The sequence below is a fragment of the Enterococcus aquimarinus genome, from assembly GCF_001885765.1.
Taxonomy (GTDB): domain Bacteria; phylum Bacillota; class Bacilli; order Lactobacillales; family Enterococcaceae; genus Enterococcus_I; species Enterococcus_I aquimarinus.
On the sequence record NZ_JXKD01000011.1, the window covers coordinates 35,859 to 56,879 of the forward strand.

Annotated in this window: 16 protein-coding genes, 1 tRNA gene and 1 other annotated feature; of the genes, 16 read left to right on the forward strand and 1 reads right to left on the reverse strand. The window is 37.3% G+C overall.

Translation table 11 applies throughout. The features are described 5' to 3' along the window. Window positions 1-58: 58 nt before the first annotated feature. The 14 genes from RU93_RS08245 (at window position 59) to RU93_RS08310 (ending at window position 18,417) form a co-directional block, all read left to right on the forward strand. A complete protein-coding gene (locus RU93_RS08245) occupies window positions 59-883 on the forward strand; it encodes a DUF1803 domain-containing protein (protein ID WP_071875144.1) in 825 nt (274 codons plus the stop codon). Between the two features lie 266 nt (window positions 884-1,149). Then, window positions 1,150-1,386, forward strand: a binding site (T-box leader). A gap of 301 nt (window positions 1,387-1,687) precedes the next feature. Then, the gene (locus RU93_RS08250) at window positions 1,688-2,728 is read left to right on the forward strand and encodes a methionine ABC transporter ATP-binding protein (RefSeq protein ID WP_071875145.1); all 1,041 of its coding nucleotides are present in this window, start codon (window positions 1,688-1,690) and stop codon (window positions 2,726-2,728) included. Next, window positions 2,721-3,407: a methionine ABC transporter permease gene (locus RU93_RS08255; protein WP_071875146.1), complete on the forward strand. Its 687-nt coding sequence runs from the start codon at window positions 2,721-2,723 to the stop codon at window positions 3,405-3,407. Before RU93_RS08250 ends, RU93_RS08255 begins: the two co-directional genes overlap by 8 nt. Before the next feature lie 12 nt (window positions 3,408-3,419). Continuing rightward, window positions 3,420-4,253 (forward strand): MetQ/NlpA family ABC transporter substrate-binding protein, encoded by an 834-nt coding sequence (locus RU93_RS08260; protein ID WP_071875147.1) that lies wholly within the window; start codon window positions 3,420-3,422, stop codon window positions 4,251-4,253. After that, on the forward strand, window positions 4,247-5,485 hold the full coding sequence (locus RU93_RS08265) for a M20 metallopeptidase family protein (RefSeq protein ID WP_084131314.1): 1,239 nt from the start codon (window positions 4,247-4,249) through the stop codon (window positions 5,483-5,485). The genes RU93_RS08260 and RU93_RS08265 overlap by 7 nt, the downstream gene beginning before the upstream one ends. A 352-nt stretch (window positions 5,486-5,837) precedes the next feature. Next, window positions 5,838-7,745, forward strand: coding sequence for a 1,4-alpha-glucan branching protein GlgB (gene glgB, locus RU93_RS08270; protein WP_071875148.1), 1,908 nt, complete (start codon window positions 5,838-5,840; stop codon window positions 7,743-7,745). Between the two features lie 31 nt (window positions 7,746-7,776). After that, window positions 7,777-8,919 carry a glucose-1-phosphate adenylyltransferase gene (locus RU93_RS08275; RefSeq protein ID WP_071875181.1) on the forward strand — a complete coding sequence of 381 codons (1,143 nt, stop codon included), beginning with the start codon at window positions 7,777-7,779 and terminating at the stop codon, window positions 8,917-8,919. Beyond that, window positions 8,909-10,048 carry a glucose-1-phosphate adenylyltransferase subunit GlgD gene (gene glgD, locus RU93_RS08280; protein WP_071875149.1) on the forward strand — a complete coding sequence of 380 codons (1,140 nt, stop codon included), beginning with the start codon at window positions 8,909-8,911 and terminating at the stop codon, window positions 10,046-10,048. Before RU93_RS08275 ends, glgD begins: the two co-directional genes overlap by 11 nt. A 4-nt stretch (window positions 10,049-10,052) precedes the next feature. Continuing rightward, window positions 10,053-11,480: a glycogen synthase GlgA gene (glgA, locus tag RU93_RS08285; RefSeq protein WP_071875150.1), complete on the forward strand. Its 1,428-nt coding sequence runs from the start codon at window positions 10,053-10,055 to the stop codon at window positions 11,478-11,480. 78 nt (window positions 11,481-11,558) lie between these two features. Next, window positions 11,559-13,970 (forward strand): glycogen/starch/alpha-glucan phosphorylase, encoded by a 2,412-nt coding sequence (locus RU93_RS08290; protein ID WP_211272575.1) that lies wholly within the window; start codon window positions 11,559-11,561, stop codon window positions 13,968-13,970. Between the two features lie 3 nt (window positions 13,971-13,973). Then, window positions 13,974-15,800: a glycoside hydrolase family 13 protein gene (locus RU93_RS08295; protein ID WP_245785392.1), complete on the forward strand. Its 1,827-nt coding sequence runs from the start codon at window positions 13,974-13,976 to the stop codon at window positions 15,798-15,800. A 98-nt stretch (window positions 15,801-15,898) separates the two neighbouring features. Continuing rightward, window positions 15,899-16,633: a hypothetical protein gene (locus RU93_RS08300; RefSeq protein ID WP_071875152.1), complete on the forward strand. Its 735-nt coding sequence runs from the start codon at window positions 15,899-15,901 to the stop codon at window positions 16,631-16,633. 283 nt (window positions 16,634-16,916) lie between these two features. Then, window positions 16,917-16,998: transfer RNA gene (locus RU93_RS08305), tRNA-Leu, on the forward strand. Window positions 16,999-17,199: 201 nt separating this feature from the next. Further along, window positions 17,200-18,417: a pyridoxal phosphate-dependent aminotransferase gene (locus RU93_RS08310; RefSeq protein ID WP_071875153.1), complete on the forward strand. Its 1,218-nt coding sequence runs from the start codon at window positions 17,200-17,202 to the stop codon at window positions 18,415-18,417. Between the two features lie 134 nt (window positions 18,418-18,551). Here RU93_RS08310 and RU93_RS08315 read toward each other — a convergent pair whose 3' ends face one another. Then, on the reverse strand, window positions 18,552-18,731 hold the full coding sequence (locus RU93_RS08315; protein WP_071875183.1) for a DUF2187 domain-containing protein: 180 nt from the start codon (window positions 18,729-18,731) through the stop codon (window positions 18,552-18,554). A 137-nt stretch (window positions 18,732-18,868) separates the two neighbouring features. On the opposite strand from RU93_RS08315, the gene RU93_RS08320 reads away from it, so the two are divergent. Together RU93_RS08320 and nagA are read left to right on the forward strand one after the other, a co-directional pair. Next, a complete protein-coding gene (locus RU93_RS08320) occupies window positions 18,869-19,735 on the forward strand; it encodes a helix-turn-helix domain-containing protein (protein WP_071875154.1) in 867 nt (288 codons plus the stop codon). Between the two features lie 46 nt (window positions 19,736-19,781). Then, entirely contained in the window at window positions 19,782-20,927 is a 1,146-nt protein-coding gene (gene nagA / locus RU93_RS08325; protein WP_071875155.1) for an N-acetylglucosamine-6-phosphate deacetylase, read from the forward strand. The last annotated feature ends 94 nt before the right edge of the window (window positions 20,928-21,021 follow it).

The window sequence follows — 21,021 nt, forward strand, 5'->3', positions numbered from 1 at the left end:
AAATGACGAATCGAATGTCGTCAATTGTAGCAAGTCTTTTTCGTCAGGAGATTTGATTATGAAAGTAATGGTGAAGACTGAAAATCAGTCACTGGAAGCAATTATAAGTAGTTCTTTTTTTCAAGAGTTATGCAATTTACTAAATAACGAAAGCAAGCCAACGTTAAGAGAGATTAAGCAACAAATCAGCACGCCAAAAATTGATCAGCAACTCGATATGTTAATTAAAGAAGCAATCGTTAAAAGAGAAGATAAACGGTATTCCCTTTTATTGCCGACAATGCAGGCGTCAACGTCGATGACTTACGAAATGGTAAAGGAAAAAGTAATCTCGTATCTAGCAGCACTTTCGTTAGAAGAGCGATCTATTGCGTTCATTCATTTGTATCCAAAAAACAAAGACTATTCTCCTTTTTTATTAGATGAGACAGTGCCTTTTTCGTATTACGCGACGATTTTTAATGATCTAGTCACGATTACTTCTTTAGCGACACAAGAAGATGCTTGGACCTTGCCACATTATTTTCAATCACATCTTAAATCAGCGGCTAATTCGCTCTTTGAACCGATGGAGTCGCTGATTGGCGATGTTGATCCTCATTATTATCTAGATCAAGTCTGGACGATTCTCGATAAAATCCAGCAGCAGCGGCGAAGAATTCGTGAAAATATCTTTTTAACATCGTTACAACAATTTCAACTGATTGACTACCAGGATCGATGGGTCGTCACTGTCCCAATTCAAACGTCACTGACAACATTTGGATTAAATCGTGAGTTGGAAGAGGAGTTCTCACACTTATCGTTTGCAGAACAATGCATGCTTCTTGGTGAATGCTTGCAATATTTTAGGCTTAGTCAGCTAACCGTCATTACGATGTGAAAATAGGAAGAACCTTCTGATTCAGTATTATATTTGGAAACCACGGAAAAATATTTCGGTGGTTTTTTAAGTTGTGCGAAGTTTGGTCATCTGGAATTTTTAAAGAAAACTGATTTTCGAAGAGGAATGATACATACCGGCAATCATTGCACAAAAATAAAAAGTACGATGATTGATTAAGTAACAAGCTGGATTAAACTATTGACAAAGTGAAATAATAATGATAAATTCTATTAAATAATTAATCTAATTCTAATAATACGAACTTAAAAACGATGAAGAGAAGAGTAACTGACGAAAGCGATAAAAGAGAACCCGGATGGTGAGAAAGGGGATGGCGGCAATCGGTGAAGATGAGCTCGGAGTATTTAAGTAGTTTACGCTACTTAAACGGAAGCAACCGTTATCTTGCCAGGTTTCACTTAAAGAAGTCGAACTGTTGAGGTGGTAGGTTATCCCTATCATGAATAAGGGTGGTAACACGGAAAATATCCGTCCCTTTGTTTATCAATCATTGATAAACAAAGGGATGGGTATTTTTTTGTGTATACCTTATTATTTTTTCAATAGGAAAAAAACAGAAATTTAAAGGAGCGTGAGAATAAAATTGTCAAAACACTCAAATATCTACCAGAAGAGAGAGTTGAGCGATGGGGGATGAAGGTTCTAGATTTAAAAAGGATATCTAACAATAAAACTGCGATTTTTATTATGAGGTTACCACTTAGAATTATGGAAATCTTCGTATATGAAAAGTTGTTAGTTAAAAAAATGAAAGTAATTAAAAAAGAAGGTGATGAATAAATGAGTAGTTTAATCTGCTTTACAGATTTTGTAAAAGAATATGAGTCTAACGGTCAGAAAATAAGAGCGTTGGATGGTATTAACTTAGAAATTGAGACAGGTGATATTTATGGAATTATTGGATATAGTGGCGCTGGTAAATCTACATTGATACGCGGAATAAATGGTATTGAAAAACCAACAGAAGGAACAATTACAGTAGGTGAACAAAAAGTTAATGAATTAAGTACAAAGTCACTTAGAGAGTTTCGAAAAAAAACAGGAATGATTTTTCAGCACTTCAATTTAATGCCTTCGCGGACAGTATTTGAAAATGTGGCCCTACCTTTAAAAAAGAGTGACTTATCTTCGGGAGAGAAAAAAAGGCGAGTGGACGAATTGTTGGATTATGTCGGTTTACTAGATAAATCCAATGTCTATCCGGCTCAATTATCCGGTGGTCAAAAGCAACGTGTTTCAATTGCTCGAGCTTTAGCGCACAATCCTGAGATTCTACTGTGTGATGAGGCAACTTCTGCACTAGATCCGCAAACAACGCTATCGATTCTTTCTTTATTAAAACGATTAAATCAAACGTTGGGGATAACTATTGTATTAATTACACATGAAATGTCTGTCATTAAAGAAATATGTAATAAAGTCGCCATTATTGACGCTGGCAAAATACTCGAACAAGGTGATGTTTTCGATGTTTTTACTAAACCTAACTATTCTTTAACAAGAGAATTTATAGAAACAACATCAAATTTGGCGAAAGTAAAGGATGTTATCAAGGTCTACATTGAAAAGAAACAGCCAAAGATAGACGGTGTTGTGTTTTTAAGATTAAATTTTGTGGATAATCAAGTACAAGATTCGGTGATTATGTCTGTTGCAAAAACACAAAGAGTTGATATTAATATACTTTTAGCCGACATCGCTTTTCTTGATAACAAACAACTAGGAAGTTTGTTCGTGGCACTCACAGGTGAAAATAAACGAGAAGCTATCGAAGCGTTGAAGAAAAAAGGAGTACAAGTTGAGGTGGTTATTTATGAATGATTTTGTTCAGCAATATTTCCCGGGAGTATATGAATTAAGATTTGAACTATTGGAGGCGATTGGTCAAACGATTATTATGGTCACGAGTTCAGCATTTATTGCATTTATCATAGGCCTTCTATTAGGTGTGATGTCAGTAGTCATGGGACCAAAGGGGATTTTAGAAAATCTGTGGATATACAATATCATTGATAAGAGCATTAATTTATTCCGTTCGATTCCATTCATAATCTTGATTGCAGCTTTGATACCGTTGACCAGATTGATTTCAGGAACTTCTATAGGAACAACAGGTGCAATTTTTCCATTAGTTGTCGGTATTACACCATTTTTTACGAGACAAGTCGAAGCGGCTTTGAGTGAAGTTGATAAGGGACTTGTCGAAGCAGCTGAAGTAATGGGCTTTTCGCCTTTTGAAATTATTATTTATGTTTATTTAAGAGAAAGTCGTGCATCACTGGTGAGAGCTACGACTATCACATTGGTTAATCTAATTGGTTTGTCGGCAATCTCGGGTGTTGTCGGTGCGGGTGGACTAGGAAATTTTGCGATTCTTAGAGGTTTTCAACGAAACCGATTGGACGTAGTGTATGGGAGTGTTTTCTTGATTTTAATACTCGTATTGGTAATTGAATTAATTGGGAAAAAACTAATCAAAAATATTAAGTCTATTTATTAGGAGGGAATTTTTATGAAATTTATTAAACCATTATTCAGTATTTTATTGATAACAGCATTATCCGCTTGTTCAACAGCGACGGCAAAAGAGGATGTCAAAAAGGATGAGCCGACTATTGTGAAAGTAGGTGTTGTAGGAGATAGCACGAATTTCATTTGGGATATTGTAAACGAGAATCTGAAAGATGAGAACATCATCGTAGAATTACAATCATTTAGCGATGGAACGTATACGAATATTGCACAGTCCGAAGGTGAATTAGATTTAACATCATTTCAGCATCATGCTTTTTTGAATCAAGAGATTAACGACAAAGGGTATGATTTTACGGCAATTGCAGATACATATGTTGCACCATTGAATATTTTTTCAGAAAAAGTTGAGAGCGTATCAGAAATTAAAGAAGGAGATACTATATTAATTCCTAATAATGTAACGAACGCGGGACGGGCGTTGATTGTCTTAGATCGTGCAGGTTTAATCACAGTTGATCCAGAAAAAGGAAATCTACCGACTAATAGTGATATATTGGAAAACCCGTTGAAATTAAAAATTGAAGAGGCTGACCCAGCAACAATCTTACAATTATTACCTGATGTAGCTGCAGGAATTACCAATGCTGGTATAGTCCAAGATAACGGTAAGGATCCGATTGAAGATGCGATATTCAATTTAGAAATCGATCCTGATGATGAAGCATTCGCCCCCTATATAAATGTAATTGTAGCTAGAACGGAAGATAAAGATAATGAAATATACGCAAAAGTAGCTAAAGCTTATCTGCAAGATAATGTAAAAGAAGCAATTACAAAAGAATATGGTAATGTATTTATCCCAGTATGGTAAAAAGCGATGAAGCTAAATTTGACTATAAAAAAGGAGCCATGATGAGTAAAGTGTTTGAGGTAGAAATAAAAAAAATGATGAATCAGACTGTAAGATGGCGTAGATATTTCCATCAGTATCCAGAACTTTCTAACGAAGAATATCAAACAGCCGATTATCTAGAAAAAGTGATTCAATCCATGGATGCTAATTTAACCGTGGAACGACCATTACCTACTACTGTAACAGTTTGCTTAAAAGGAAAGTTTCCTGGAAAAAGAATTATTTTCCGAGCTGATATTGATGCATTACCTATTGAAGAACAAACGGATTTTAGTTTTAAATCTGTCTACCAAAATCGGATGCATGCTTGTGGTCATGATGGTCATATGGCGATGCTTTTAACGGTATTACAAATACTTTTAGGCTATAAAGAACAGTTGCATGGTGAAATTCTATTTGTCTTTCAATCCGCAGAAGAGATTGGCGGAGCGAGAGAGTTAATAAAAACCTCTATTTTAGATAATGTTGAAGCGGCGTATGCTGTTCATTTATGGCCTGATGCGAAAGTAGGTAAGTATCAATTAGCGAGTGGACCTATTATGGCAGCAGGCAGCTGGTTTCATATTGAAATTATCGGGCTTGGAGGACATGCTGGACGACCACATCAAGCGATTGATCCGATTAATGCAACATTGGATATGATTCAATCTATAAAAGCTCAAATTAACAGAAAAATTGATCCATTGGTTCCTAATGTGTTATCAATCACATATATTCAGGCAGGGGATGCTACAAACGTGATTCCCGATAAATTACGTTTTGGTGGTACTATTCGAACGTTAGATCAAAGAGCACTATTGGATTTACATCGAATAATCAATGAGACCTTACAAACCTATAGTACTCTTTATGAATTTTCATATCATTCTGAGTTTGAAATTGATCATCTAAAAGAAGGGGATGCACCATCATCACCACTAGTAAATGATGAAAAATTAGTAAATGAATTGAGAGGAAATTTAATTCGAAATTACGGAAATTGTGTGGAAAAATTTGTACCAACCTTAGCGGGCGAAGATTTCTCTTTTTATAGTTTGAAAGTACCAGTTTCTTTTGCAATTGTTGGTGCCGCACCAAATAAAACATATCCACTTCATCATCCAAAATTTGACTTTGATGAGAATGCATTAGAATGGGGCGTTCGATTATTTCTAACAGTTGCAGAAGGAATGATAGGTAGAGAGAATTGAATATCAATATAAACACTTGAATCTAATAAAATATTCCTTTATAAAAATAACCATCGATTAACAAAGATGGTTATTTTTATAATCATGAAGCAGGAAAATAATTGAAACGGAGTCCGAAATTAACTGTTACTGATCCCCATGATTTAAAAAACGCGTAACATACATTTAGCTTAAATAATATCAGAAACAAAAAAAATCATAAAATCGCTAACTGGAAATATTTTATTCTCTTTCGTTATGCTTTTTATGAGAAATGCCATTACAATCACTCATTTTATATTAAGAATGTGCTATAATATTATTAAGAATTAGTAACAAGATGATTAGATAAAAGAATCACAAGGAGGTTGTTATGAAAGAACAGTTACGAGCGGCTTTTGAGGCAGAAGAAAGATTCTTAACCGGAGAAAATTTCTATGCGCAACACTTTCTTGGCATTCAAAAAACAGGAAGTCTTTACACATTCCGTGTTTGGGCGCCAAATGCACAACAAGTATGGCTTGTCGGTGATTTTAACCAATGGGGAGACTCATTACCGATGATGCGACGAGAACGGTCAGGGGTCTGGGAAGTTGAGACTGATATTCCACAAGAAGGACAGTTGTATAAGTATAAGGTGCGTCAAGCAGACGGGCGAGAAATCATGAAAATCGATCCTTTTGCCATTCGTTTTGAAGCACGACCTGGAACGGCGGCGGTCATTCATACTGTTCCAAACAAGAAGTGGAAAGATGGATTATGGAGAGGACGCCAAAAACGTTCGAATCATTTTAAACGACCGATTAATATTTATGAAGTTCATGCGAGTTCTTGGAAACATCAAGCAGATGGGCGACCTTACACATTCAAAGAACTAAAAGAAGAACTGATTCCTTACGTAAAGAAAATGAATTACACGCATATTGAATTTATGCCTTTAATGGAACATCCGCTAGGCGCATCCTGGGGTTATCAATTAATTGGTTTTTTTGCTGTATCTTCTTACTACGGGACACCGGAGGAATTTCAAGATTTTGTCGAAGCTTGTCACTTAGCTAATATTGGGGTGTTCATTGATTGGGTTCCAGGTCATTATTGTGCAAATGAAGATACATTGCCTTATTATGACGGAACACCGACGTTTGAATATACGGATCCTAATCGCGCTAAGAATAATCGTTGGGGCACGATTTGTTTTGATTTAGGGAAACCACAAGTTCAAAGTTTTTTACTTTCGAGTGCGTTATATTGGATCGAAATGTTTCATATTGATGGCATTCGAGTGGACGCAGTTTCGAGTATGCTGTATTTAGATTATGACGACGGTCCTTGGACACCCAATCATGAAGGGGGAAATCGTAATTTTGAAGGCTATTATTTTTTACAAAAATTAAATGCAGTATTGAAGCTTGCCCATCCGCAAGTCATTTTGATGGCGGAAGAAAGTACTTCACAAACGCAAATCACGGGTTTAATCGAAACTGGTGCTTTGGGTTTTGATTACAAATGGAATATGGGCTGGATGAACGATATTTTACGCTTTTATGAAATGGATCCATTGTTTCGAAAAAATCATTTTGAGTTAATAACGTTTTCTTTTATGTATCGTCACAATGAAAATTATCTCCTCGCCTTGTCGCACGATGAGGTAGTCCATGGGAAAAAGAGTTTGATGCACAAAATGTGGGGCGATCGATCACAGCAATTTGCTCAACTTAGAAATTTGTATGCGTTTATGTTTGCCCATCCTGGAAAAAAATTGTTGTTTATGGGAAGTGAATGGGGACAATTTTTGGAATGGAAATATGATCATGGCTTAGAATGGCAGGATTTACACGATGAATTGAATCACAAAATGCAACAGTACACCCAACATTTAAATGATCTATACCTTCGTGAACGGGCTTTATGGGAAATCGATTATTCCCCGACAACGATAGAGTGGATTGACGCGGATAACACAGAGGAATCCATTTTAACCTTTATTCGTCAAGGCTCACGCAAGAAAGACTTTTTAGTTGTTGTAGTGAACTTGGTACCAGTAGAACGACAAGATTTTGTAATTGGTGTGCCTTACGAAGGTGAATATGAAGAGGTTTTTAATACTGAAATGATCGAATTTGGTGGGACGTGGCAAGCGCATAATCCTATTCGAGTAACAAGGGAAAAAGAGACTAATGCTTTCAGTTACCAAATTAAAACCGTCGTACCCGCTTCAGGTGTCTTATATCTTCGTCCTAAAAATATCCAGATAAAAAAAGGGTTATCAAGTAAAAAGTAAGGGAGGGAAGGTGGATTTATTCACCGTGGTAATGAAGAATGAAATGATTGCGATGATTTTGGCAGGAGGACAAGGCACGAGACTTGGAAAATTGACCAAAAGTATTGCTAAACCTGCTGTACCATTTGGCGGGAGGTATCGGATTATTGATTTTACGTTAAGTAATTGTGCCAATTCGGGAATCAATCATGTAGGAGTCGTTACGCAATATGAACCGTTAGCCTTAAATACGCATGTCGGAAATGGTGCCAATTGGGGATTGAATGGCATTAATTCGGGTGTGACTATTTTACAACCCTATTCTAGTTCTGAAGGAAGTAAGTGGTTTGAAGGAACAGCGCATGCGATTTATCAAAATATTGATTATATTGATCAGTTAAACCCGCAATACGTATTGGTCTTATCAGGGGATCATATTTACAAAATGGATTACGAAGAAATGTTAATGGAGCATAAAAAGAAACATGCGTCATTATCGGTAGCCGTTTTAGAAGTACCACTTAAAGAAGCATCTCGTTTTGGTATTATGAATACAGATGATAATAATCGTATTATAGAGTTCGAAGAAAAACCTGAAAATCCTAAAAGCAATCTTGCTTCAATGGGAATTTACATTTTCAATTGGGGACGTTTGCGTAATATCTTAACGACAAATTATGCCAAAGATAGCACGATGAATGATTTTGGGAAACATGTGATTCCGGCTTACTTGGAGAGTGGAGAGAATGTGATTGCGTATCGTTTTGATGGCTACTGGAAAGATGTCGGTACGATTGATTCGTTATGGGAAGCCAACATGGAATTTTTAAATCCTGAAATGGCTTTAGATATTCGTGATAAAGATTGGCGGATTTATTCACGTAATAATATTTCGCCACCTCATTTTATTGCAGAGACAGGGTCGGCAAAAGAATCTTTAATTGCCGATGGTTGTTACGTTGCGGGTGAAATCAATCATAGTATTTTATCAGATGATGTCCAGATCAAAGAAGGGGCTAAAATTACCGATAGTGTCATCATGTCAGGTGCCACGATCGGCAAAAATGTGATATTAAATCGTGCAATAATTGGGGAAAATGCCATTCTAGGGGACGGAGCAATATTAGATGGAACTGATGAAATTGCAGTGGTGGGTTATTCTGAAGTGATAGGAGTGACGATTGATGAAGACTAATAAAATGTGTGCCTTGATTGGGAATATTCACCGCTATGATGAATTATTACCATTAACTGAAAATCGACCGTTAGCAACCTTACCGTTTGATTGTAAATATCGTTTAATTGATTTTAATTTATCCAATGTTGCCAATGCCAATATTAAATCGTTGTTTATGGTTTTTAATGAAGGCGAAACAAAATCAGTTTTTGACCATTTAGGTGGCGGGAAAGAATGGAACTTAGACGGCGTACAAAACCGTTTCTTCGTTCATATCTACCAAGATTATATTCGTCGTTCCGATAGTAATCGTCGTTATTATGAATTAGTGATTGACTATTTAACGAAATCAAAATCGGAATATGCGGTCTTTATGGGATCGAAGTTTCTTTGTAACATTGATTTGCGTGCACTACAACAAATTCATCAAGCACGAGAAGCGGACTTGACGGTGGTTTATAAACGAGCGACTAAAGAAAAGCTGCATTCTTCTGATATTGTGTTGAAATTAGATGATAATAATATCGTCGTAGAAAAAGCCTCTGTTAGTACGTTAGAACCGACAGAACGAGTGAATCTTTGTACGGATACGTATATTATCAAGACTGATTTGTTAATTGATTTACTTCGAAAACGGCAATCAGCAGGGATCGTAGGAAGCATTGAGAGCTTACTCCGGGATACGATTGGACCGAATACGATTGCTTATGAATATACAGGCTATTTAAATAATATTTATGATATTAAATCATATTATGATGCCAATATGGATATGCTCGACGTGAAAAAATTTAATTCTTTAATGTATTCCAGTCAAAAAGTCTATACGAAGATGAAAGATGAAGTGCCCACTTATTATTCCAGCACTTCCGTTGTTCGCAACAGTCAATTTGCAACAGGTTGTACGATTGAAGGCAAGGTCGACTATTCTCTCATTAGTCGCGGAACACATATTTATGAGGGTGCAGAAATTTCCCATTCCTTAATTTTTGCAAATAATAAAATTCATTCGAATGCTGTTGTTCGTTATGCAATTTTAGATAAAAATGTCACAGTCGATGCAGGAGTGAAAATTGAGGGGACAAAAGAAAATCCTGTCGTTGTTTCAAAAGGAACGCATGTGACACAGGATGTCATTGGAGGATAAATAGATGAAAATACTTTTCACCGCATTTGAATGTGCCCCATTTTTTAAAACAGGTGGTTTAGGTGATGTCGCAGGCGCATTACCCAAAGAGCTCGCTAAAAAAGGACTTGAAACGATTGTTGTCTTACCCTATTTTACAAAGATGGCTAGTAAGTATCAGGATCAGTGTGAGGACGTGCTCTCATTTTCTGTCAACGTTGGCTGGCGCAAGCAGTATTGCGGAATCAAAAAGTTGAAAGATGAAAACGTCACGTATTATTTTATTGATAATCTGTATTATTTTGATCGAGAACAGTTATACGGTTATGACGATGATGGCGAACGTTTTGCCTTTTTTCAACAAGCAGTAATCGAAATGATGGAAAAAATTGCGTTTATTCCAGACATTATGCATATCAACGATTACCATACAGCAATGATTCCATTCTTATTAAAAGAAAAATATCATTGGATTGAGGCTTTTCAGTCTATTCGTACGCTACTAACCATTCATAATATTGAGTTTCAAGGAAAGTACGGCGCAGATGTCCTACCGGATTTGTTTGGTGTAGGCAAAGAGCGTTTTGATGATGGAACAGCTCGTTGGGATGGCGCACTTAATTTTCTCAAAACGGGTATTCTTTATGCCAATCATGTGAATACGGTTAGTCCTTCATACGCCGAAGAAATCATGACACCCGCATTTGGTAATGGCTTAGAAACCGTCTTACAAATGGAACGTCAAAAGCTTTCGGGGATTCTAAACGGAATTGATTATGATCAAAATAATCCAGCGACGGATCCAGCGCTGATTGCGCCATATTCTGCAGAAAATAGTGCAGGTAAACAGGCTAATAAACAAGAATTGCAACGAATCATGGGACTGCCACAAGAAGCGCATACCCCAATCATTGCTGTAGTCAGTCGGTTAACGTATCAAAAAGGTTTCCATTTAGTCTTGGAAGAATTAGAAAACTTATTACAATTTGACGTACAGTTCGTATTATTAGGGACTGGCGATCCGCGTTTTGAAGCTGCTTTTTCACATATCGCACAAAAATATCCTCATAAATGTGCGGTTGATATTAATTTTGATGTTCAACTGGCTCAGAAAATTTATGCTGGTTCCGATTTATTCTTAATGCCTTCTGCCTTTGAACCGTGTGGCTTATCGCAAATGATTGCGATGCGTTATGGGACGCTACCAATTGTTCATGAAATAGGGGGATTAAAAGATACCGTCCAACCCTTTAATCCGATAACGGGAACCGGAAATGGGTTTGGTTTTGTGGAATTTACCGGTTTTCATTTGATGCAAACGATCAAACAAGGGCTCGTGTTATATGAGCAGTCACCAGAAACTTGGAATATCATACAACAAAATGCAATGAATCACGATTTTAGTTGGACAACTGCTTGTCAGGCGTACATTCATTTGTACCATCAGCTTTAAGAAATGACTACAAATGCAGACTGAAACAACGATGAATTGTTCCAGTCTGTTTTTGTCATTAAAGGGGGAAAAGGAATGATCACAAAAAAACAGTTAATCAAGGAACTACGTAAAAATGTACAGGAAATGTATGCCATTGAAATCGAAGACGCCACAGAACAAGAGTTATTTTTTAGTTTAGGTACGACGATTAAAGGGATTTATAATAAGAATTGGCAAAAAACATGGAATAATTATTTAGCGGAAGAACAAAAACAAGTTTATTATTTTTCCATTGAATTTTTACCCGGTAAGTTATTAAAAAGTAATTTGTTAAATCTTGGTATTTTAGAAGTTGTCAGAGAAAGTTTAGCCGAGTTTTCGGTTGATTTAGAAGATTTGGCCGCAGTCGAAAAAGACATGGCTTTAGGAAATGGTGGGTTAGGACGGTTAGCTTCTTGTTTTATGGATGCCATCGCTTCTAGTGGGTTACCCGGCAACGGGAATGGTATTCGCTACGATTATGGGTTGTTTAAACAACAATTCGTCGATGGGTATCAAGTAGAATTACCCGATGAATGGTTAAGAAATGGGAATGTTTGGGAAATTCGCCGAGATAGCAAAGCGGTAAATGTTCATTTTGGTGGAGATGTTTACATGCAACCAAAATCCAATGGAAAATTAGGTGTCGTCGCGGAAAATGAAACAATTTTACGAGCAGTTCCATATGATACGGGAATGGTTGGCTTTGAAAATGGGATTGTCAATACGATGCGTCTTTGGTCTGTCGAAATACCTTCATCAGAAGAAGGAAAATATCGTAGCATTGAAGAAAGGCGCGTCTTTGAGGATTTAACAGCCGTTTTATATCCCGATGATTCGAATGCCCGTGGCCGATTGATTCGCTTAGCCCAAGAGTATTTCTTTGTTTCGGCAGGCATTCAAAGTATTATTCGTTATTTCAAAAAATTAAATCATCCGTGGCATGTCCTGAGTGAAAAAGTGGCGATTCATATTAATGATACCCATCCAGCGTTATGTATTCCAGAGTTAATGCGTATTTTAATGGATGAATATGAAGTCAGTTGGGAGCAAGCGTGGGATTTAACGAGTAAAGTCATGAGTTACACGAATCATACAATTATGGCCGAAGCATTAGAAAAGTGGCCGACCTATCTAATGAAACGAAGCTTGCCAAGAATGTATCAAATTATTAAAGAAATCGATCGACGCTATGTGGTCTCAATGAGTGGTATTCATGATGCTGCCTTAATCGAGCGAACAAGAATTATTCAAGGCGAAGACATTCACATGGCCAACTTAGCAATTATTGGCAGCCATAGCACAAACGGGGTCGCGAAACTGCATTCAGATTTATTAAAGGCAGTGGTCTTACATGATTTTTATACGATTTATCCGGAACGTTTTAATAATAAAACGAACGGTATCGCTCAACGACGCTGGTTACAATTATCCAATGAACCGTTAAGTCGCGTTTTAGATGAAACAATCGGAAAATCTTGGCGTCATGAACCAGCCGATTTAAAATTATTAATGAATTATCAAAATGATCCGATTGTCCTCGAAAAACTAGCCAAAGCGAAGCAACAAAAGAAAGAAGAACTGGCGAAATATATCCAGGAAACAACCGGGATTATTGTGAATCCTACAGCAATATTCGACGTGCAAATTAAACGTCTGCATGCTTACAAACGTCAACTGCTTAACTTATTGCACATCTTAAAACTTTATTTTGAAATCAAAGAGAATCCGCAAGCATCTATTTATCCAAGAGTATTCATTTTTGGTGCTAAAGCCGCACCAAGTTATGCCTATGCCAAATCAATTATCAAAGTCATCAATGAAGTGGCAAATTTAGTCAATCACGATCAAACAATCGGAGATAAACTTAAAATTGTTTTTCTTCCGAATTATAACGTCAGCTTGGCCGAAAAAATTATTCCAGCAGCTGACGTCAGCGAACAAATCTCATTGGCATCAAAAGAAGCGTCCGGCACAAGTAATATGAAATTAATGTTGAATGGGGCGATCACGATTGCGACACTCGATGGGGCCAATGTTGAAATTCGTGACGCTGTGGGGGATGAAAATATCTATATATTTGGTCTCACAGAAGCGGAAGTCTATGCCTATTATGAAAATAAAAACTATTCTGCTCGAGAAGTTTACGAAACCAATCCGATTGTTCACCGCGTATTAAACGCTTTTGTTGATGGTAGTATTCCGAATATTGAACGCGAAGGACAAGAAATAGTCGATTCTTTACTACTGTATAATGATGAATATTTCTTGTTAAGAGATTTCGATGCTTATTGTGAAGCGCAGGCAAGATTGAATCAGGCTTATCAAGATGCAACACACTGGCAAAAATGTAGTTTGATTAATATTGCGAATGCAGGGACGTTTTCAGCAGATAAGACGGTGAAACAATATGCAGAAGATATTTGGCAGATTGAACCCCTATTTGCTCATACTCATCAAGGAAGATAGAAGGTGGAGAGACTGGTATTCATTCGTTTTAATCCATGGAAAAAGAGCTATAAACAACCGTTTGGGGCGGCCAGAGTCAACAGTCTCGTTCGTCTGTCAATTGAAGTGATCGCGCAAGAAATTGCAGCGGTCACTTTAGTGATACATAAAGACTTTGAAGAAACAACTTTTATCCCAATGGAAAAACACGAAGGCGATTTTTACTCGTATGAGTATTTTTTAAATCAAGGTCCTGGGCTTTATTATTATCATTTTGAAGTGGAACTTCATATCGATGGACAGCGACAAAAGGTATTATTTGGTGCCAATCAAGAAGGTGGAGAAGGTCAAATTCAGCAGCTCCAAAGTGACGTCTGGGATTTTCAATTGACGTGTTATGCGCAAGATGATGCTGCGCCACAGTGGTATCAAGAAGGAATTTTTTATCAAATTTTCCCAGATCGCTTTTACAACGCCAATCCATCAGGGGTACTGAATCAACGTAAGAAAAACTCTTTTGTGTATGGCACCTTAGAAGATGAGCCACTGTACATTAAAAACGAGAAAGGTGAAATTTTGCGATGGGACTTCTTTGGTGGGAATTTAAAAGGGATTCAAGCGAAAATCCCTTATCTAAAAGAGCTCGGAGTAACGGGACTTTATCTAAATCCAATTTTTGAAGCAGCCAGCAATCATCGATATGATACTGCTGATTTTCTAGCAATTGACCCAATGTTAGGTACGGAAGCGGACTTTATAGCATTAGTCGAGTCGCTACATCGCAACGATATGCGAATCATTTTGGATGGTGTATTTAGTCATGTGGGTCAAAATAGCCGGTATTTTAATGTCGATGGGCGTTATGGCGACGATCAAGGAGCCTATCGGAATATTCGCAGTCCATATTATTCTTGGTTTCAATTTATTAACTATCCTGAGACATATCGCTCATGGTGGGGCATTGCAGATTTACCAACGATTGATAAAACGAATCGTTCTTTTCAAACGTTCATTTATGGAGGAGAAGATAGTGTCATTTCAAAATGGACACGACTTGGGGCCGATGGGTGGCGTTTGGATGTGGCAGATGAATTACCCGAGGAATTCATCAGAGGAATTCGCGAAAACTTAAATCAATTTTCAGATAAAGTATTAATCGGTGAAGTCTGGGAAGATGCTTCGAATAAAATTTCTTATAAAGAGCGACGCAACTATATTTTAGGGAATCAGCTGCACGGTGTCATGAATTATCCACTAAGAGAAGGCGTCATTGCCTTACTGACCAGTCAAGCCTCACCCGAAAAAATAGCGCGTTCCTTTACGCGATTGTATGAAAATTATCCCAAAGACATTTTTTTTAATAATTTTAATAATATTGGAACGCATGATACGGAACGTATTTTTTCGGTGTTAGGTGAACAAATAAAAAAAATGGATTTGGCAATTGGGTTGTTATTCTTATTTCCTGGAGTTCCTTGTATTTATTACGGAGATGAAGTGGGCTTAACAGGGGGGAAAGATCCTGAAAATCGTAAATTTTATCCGTGGAATCGAGAAGATAGGACCATCTATGATCTTTATAAAAAATGGATTACGATTCGTCAAACGACCCCCACGGTGATTGATGGCGAGCTCGCTTTCTTTTATACGGATCAATTATTTGGACTCTTACGATACCAGCAAGATCAATATGTGGCACTTGTTCTCAATCCGACAAGTATTCCGTGTCTTGTCTCTGAAACGCTCACTTTTTTAACGGAAGAAAATAAGGTCACAAACGAGATTGGTCAACGGTTGGCTAATCAGACGATCGCTGAAAATAGTTATTTCTTGCTTTCTTCGCAGTCATAAGAAAGCTACTAAAACTTTCTTTTTATTGGAGAGATAGTGTCAATCCTGTTTGAAAATATGGTACTATGAAGGAAATCTTGATTTAAAGGATGAGATATATGGGAAGTAACAATGAAATCAAGCGAAAACATTTTCGTTTTCCTGCTTATTCAGATGAAACAGGTGTCAAAATTAATCGGGAAGGTGATTACACGCCTTTTTCCGCGCAAGAGTCGTGGATTTTGACAGAGGATTCTACGGATACGCCTTTTTATACGCAAAAGCAACCTGTGGATGAGCCGAAAGAATTACGACGATCGCTACGTCAAACACACTCGAAAGCAGGACATAGTCTCGCGCAAAAGGAAGAATTGAAACGCCACCGCACGAACTTACCCGATTATACGAAGCGGACGACCGTTGAAGTAACCAAAACCGGGAAGAAACAGCTCTTTGGTGACATGACGAGCAAGCCTTTATTTCGTGTAAAAGAGAAAAAATCAGAAGTTGTTCCCTCTGTTAAACGAGAGTATTCAGGACGCTCGTATTTTGTTCCCAAGTACATACCTGCGTCAATTATTCCTGAAGAAGAATCAACATCATTCTCTGAAGCAGATTTGATGCAATCGATGCGTAAGACTAAAGAGAGTTATTTATTATTTGATAATGAACAGACTCCTTATCAAGAGCGCAAAGATCATGAACCGAGTGTCAAAAAATTTCCTTCTACCGAGGGATTGCTGACAGATGAAGTTCCTCGGAAAGAAAAAAAACGTATGGCATTAAATCGTTCACTAGATGGATTAATTGCGAAAGAAACGAATGATTTAAACGAAAATAATTATTTTAAATAAGTCTTACTGACACGCTCACAATCGTTTGTAAACGAAAGAGAGCGTGTCTTTCAATCCTTAAATGCTGAAATGAAAAGTTGTCGATAACACGATCGATTCATTTTCTTAAGAGGAATGAGTCAGGCCGGTTTATCAGGGAATCCTAAAGTCTTTATTTTTTTGCAATTTTTTGTTGACAAGAACGCTATTTATCGTTAATATCTTATTATTGTCATTGCTTCACTTTTGCTATTTATCTTCATCACTGGATAGGCATCTAAAAGAGAATCAACGAATCATTTTCGTGGCCATGGCGGAATTGGCAGACGCGTACGCTTGAGGGGCGTATAAGGAAACTTGTGTGGGTTCGAGTCCCATTGGCCGCATTATGCATTAAATTAAAGAGGCGACGTTCTTCATAAGGAAGAGCGTTTTTTGTTTTTTTCGGATGAGGAATACAATCTGTTTTGAATCATCATTTTTTTTTAGTAGTTTTATCCGATTCACAAAAAAGTTTGGTATAATAAGGCACGTTAAAAGATTCATAAAAGAAGCAGCGATGATATTTTTCGAAAAGAGGAATTTGGATGAAGAAATTTGAGAAATCAACGAAACTTGACGGTGTGAGCTATGATGTACGAGGACCTGTTTTAGAAGAAGCGGAACGGATGCAAGAAGAAGGTATTAGTATTTTAAAATTAAATACAGGCAATCCGGCAACGTTTGGTTTTGAAGCACCGAATGAAATTATTCGCGATTTAATTTTAAATGTTCGTGAGTCAGAAGGTTACTCTGATTCAAAAGGGATCTTTTCTGCGCGCAAAGCCGTAGAACAATATTATCAAGTCAAAGATTTTCCGAATTTATCGATTAATGATATCTATACCGGCAATGGGGTAAGTGAACTGATCACGATGTCAATGCAAGGGCTATGCAACAATGGCGATGAAATTCTAGTACCGATGCCAGATTATCCTCTATGGACAGCTTCAATCTCACTTGCAGGAGGCAAAGCCGTTCATTACATTTGCGACGAAGAAAGTGAGTGGAACCCTGACCTTGGCGATATCCGGTCAAAGATTACATCGAAAACCAAAGCCATCGTTTTGATTAATCCGAATAATCCAACGGGAGCTGTTTATCCGAAAGAAATTTTAGAGGGGATTGTCACTATTGCACGAGAATTTGATTTGATTATTTTCTCAGATGAGATTTATGACCGTTTATTAATGGATGGCCATAAACACATTCATATTGCGGCTTTAGCTCCTGATCGTCCAGTGGTTACGTTCAGTGGATTGTCAAAATCACATCGGGTTGCTGGCTTTCGTGTCGGATGGATGGCGATCAGTGGTGATAAGTCCAATATTAAAGGTTATATTGAAGGCTTAAATATGTTATCTTCTATGCGCTTATGTTCAAACGTTTTATCACAACAAATCGTTCAAACCGCTCTTGGTGGTTATCAAAGTGTCGATAAACTATTATTACCTGGGGGTCGCATTTATGAACAAAGAGAATTTATCTATAATGCCATCAATGATATTCCAGGACTTTCTGCAGTCAAACCAAAAGCTGCCTTTTATCTGTTTCCAAAAATTGATACAAAGAAATTTAATATTTTAGATGATGAAAAATTCGTTTTAGATTTCCTTCATCAACATCATGTCCTATTGGTGCATGGTGGCGGCTTTAATTGGCAAGCGCCAGATCATTTCCGCATTGTCTACTTACCGAATATGGATCAGTTAAAAATGACGGCGGATCGGATGCGGACGTTTTTAGCTACTTATCAACAAAAGTAATACTCATCATACAAAGAGAGATTCAGAAAAAAACGCAATAATTCACTCCCTGTTTAGGGGAATGAACTTTTGCGTTTTTTTGTATCGCACGTTTTATTAATGGTAGTCAAACGAATTCATTGACTAACGATTGTTTAATTCAATATTTTCTCACAGATTTTTTTACTAATTACCATTCTTCCATTATATTTTTCCATGATCTCTTTCGAAGGATTTTCGACTTGGACTAAAAAAGAATTTTCGTATTCTTTTTCAATGGCCCCCATAAGTCTTAAATTATCCCATTTAAAAGTGACGTCTGTTTGTAGTTCGATTGCTTGCGTTTCCATAAAAAACCACTCCTAATCTGTTAACAACATATAACAAGTATTTTAATAAATAGTATCATTTTATGTATTATGTGCTAAAATAGAACAAATGAAAAATGCATATCCGCATTTATGGAGGGCTTATGGAAAAAGAAAGACAATCAATTGGTGAAACCTTAAAACAATTGCGACAAGCACGACGATTAACCCAAAAAATGTTGGCTGCGGACATTTGTGCCCAAAGTGTGATTAGTCGGGCTGAAAATAATGAAGAACTGCCAAATGTGATGGTATTGCATCAAATCTGTGAACGACTAAATATCACGATTGATCAATTAATGCTTTCTCAACCAAAGAATGAGAGTCAAATGGGACTTCGTTTTCAGGGGATTTACCGCTATTTTGTGCAGCGTGATTATGAAAGGGTTTCCTTACTACTTGAAGAACCAGAGCTATTAGAGGCCTTATATTTAGAGACAGATTTACAACTGTATTATTACTATTTAGGAAGTTGTGAATTTTTTGTCGAAAAAAATCATGTCACAGCACTTCAATCTCTACGAAAAGGATTATCCTATACCTATAATCAAGATAAACAGTTTGTCTCGACCATTGAAGTTCAAATGTTAAGTTGTATTGGGTACGTCTTAAAAGAAAGTGGTCAACGAGAGAAGGCGCTCGTAGAATTAAAAAAAAGTTATGATTTTGCTGAGAAACTACCTTATGAAAGAAAAATTTTTGAGTTAGCAAAAGTGTATTACCATTATGGTGAATTTTTATTTGAGGAAAAAGACTATAAAGAAGCCTCCATTGTGGTGGCTAGAGGCTTATCTTTCGTTCAGCAATTTTGTAGCTATTATTATTTGGCAGAATTAACTGACTTAAAGGGGAAAATTTTACAACGATTAGGAAAGAAAGAGATGGCACTACCGTTTTTTTCGCTAGCAAAAAATATGGAAACCCTAGATCTTGTCAAATCTCTCGATAGCCTTGACTTTGAAAACGAATAAGAGTACTTTATTTATAGAAAAGACGAAGAAGGGACGGAAAAAAAACGTGAGAACATTCGTATTAGCAGATAAATTTTTTTTTCATTCAGCAACTAAAGGAAAAGGGTACTTAGAAATCACAGATGGCATTATTGGAGAATATCTGACAGAAGTACCACAAGAAAGCCAAGTCATTGATTATAGTGGGAAATGGATCGGTCCTGGTTTAGTCGACACGCATATTCATGGGTATCTAAATCATGATGTGATGGATAACGACGCTCAAGGGCTACATGTCATGTCAGAATCCTTGTTGTCGTGTGGTGTGACTTCATTTTTACCAACGACGTTAACTTCAAGCCGGGAGTTACTCACTGCTGTAGCGAAGACAATTGGTGAAGTACAAAAAGAGGTTACTGGAGCAAAAATAGAAGGAATTTACTTTGAAGGTCCATTTTTTACAGAAGAATATAAAGGCGCTCAAAACCCTTCGTATTTTGGTGATCCGAGCCTTGAAATTTTTAACGAGTGGCAAGAGGCTTCAGGTGGGATTATCAAAAAAATTGCCTTAGCTCCAGAACGAGAAGGCGTGGAAGCGTTTGTTGAAGCAGTGACACAGACTGGTGTGGTTGTCGCATTAGGTCACAGTAATGCGACGTTAGAAGAAGCAACGAAGGCGGTAGAAGCAGGTGCCAGCGTCTTTGTCCATGCTTTTAACGGAATGCGCGGCTTGAATCATCGTGAACCAGGAATGGTCGGTGCTTTAATGACGTTGAATGATGTCTTTTCTGAATTGATCTGTGATGGGCACCACGTCCATCCGCAAGCAGCGAAAGTCCTAGTTGAGACAGCTGGTCACGATCATGTGGCTTTGATTACGGACTGTATGATGGCTGGCGGGATGCCGGATGGCGATTATATTTTAGGTGAGTTCCCTGTTATTGTGAAAGATGGAACAGTTCGGATGGCGGAAGGGAATTTAGCTGGCAGTATTTTGAAATTAAAAGAAGCCATTAAAAATGTGGTCGATTGGGGATTAGCCACTCCTGAACAAGCAATACTCATGGCTAGTTATGTGCCGGCAGTGAGTTGCCGGATCGATGATGTTTGTGGTGTATTAAAAGCAGGTCGTGCAGCAGACTTTATCGTTTTAAATCCTGATATGACGTTAGAAGCGACATTTTTAGATGGCGTAGAACGGTTCCATATCTAATAGAATACTAAAAGGAAGGAAGAGAATGGCGCAAACGGTCTCTTCTTTTTTATTGAATGCCAAAAAAGTAGCCAAAGACAGGTTCTTATCGTTG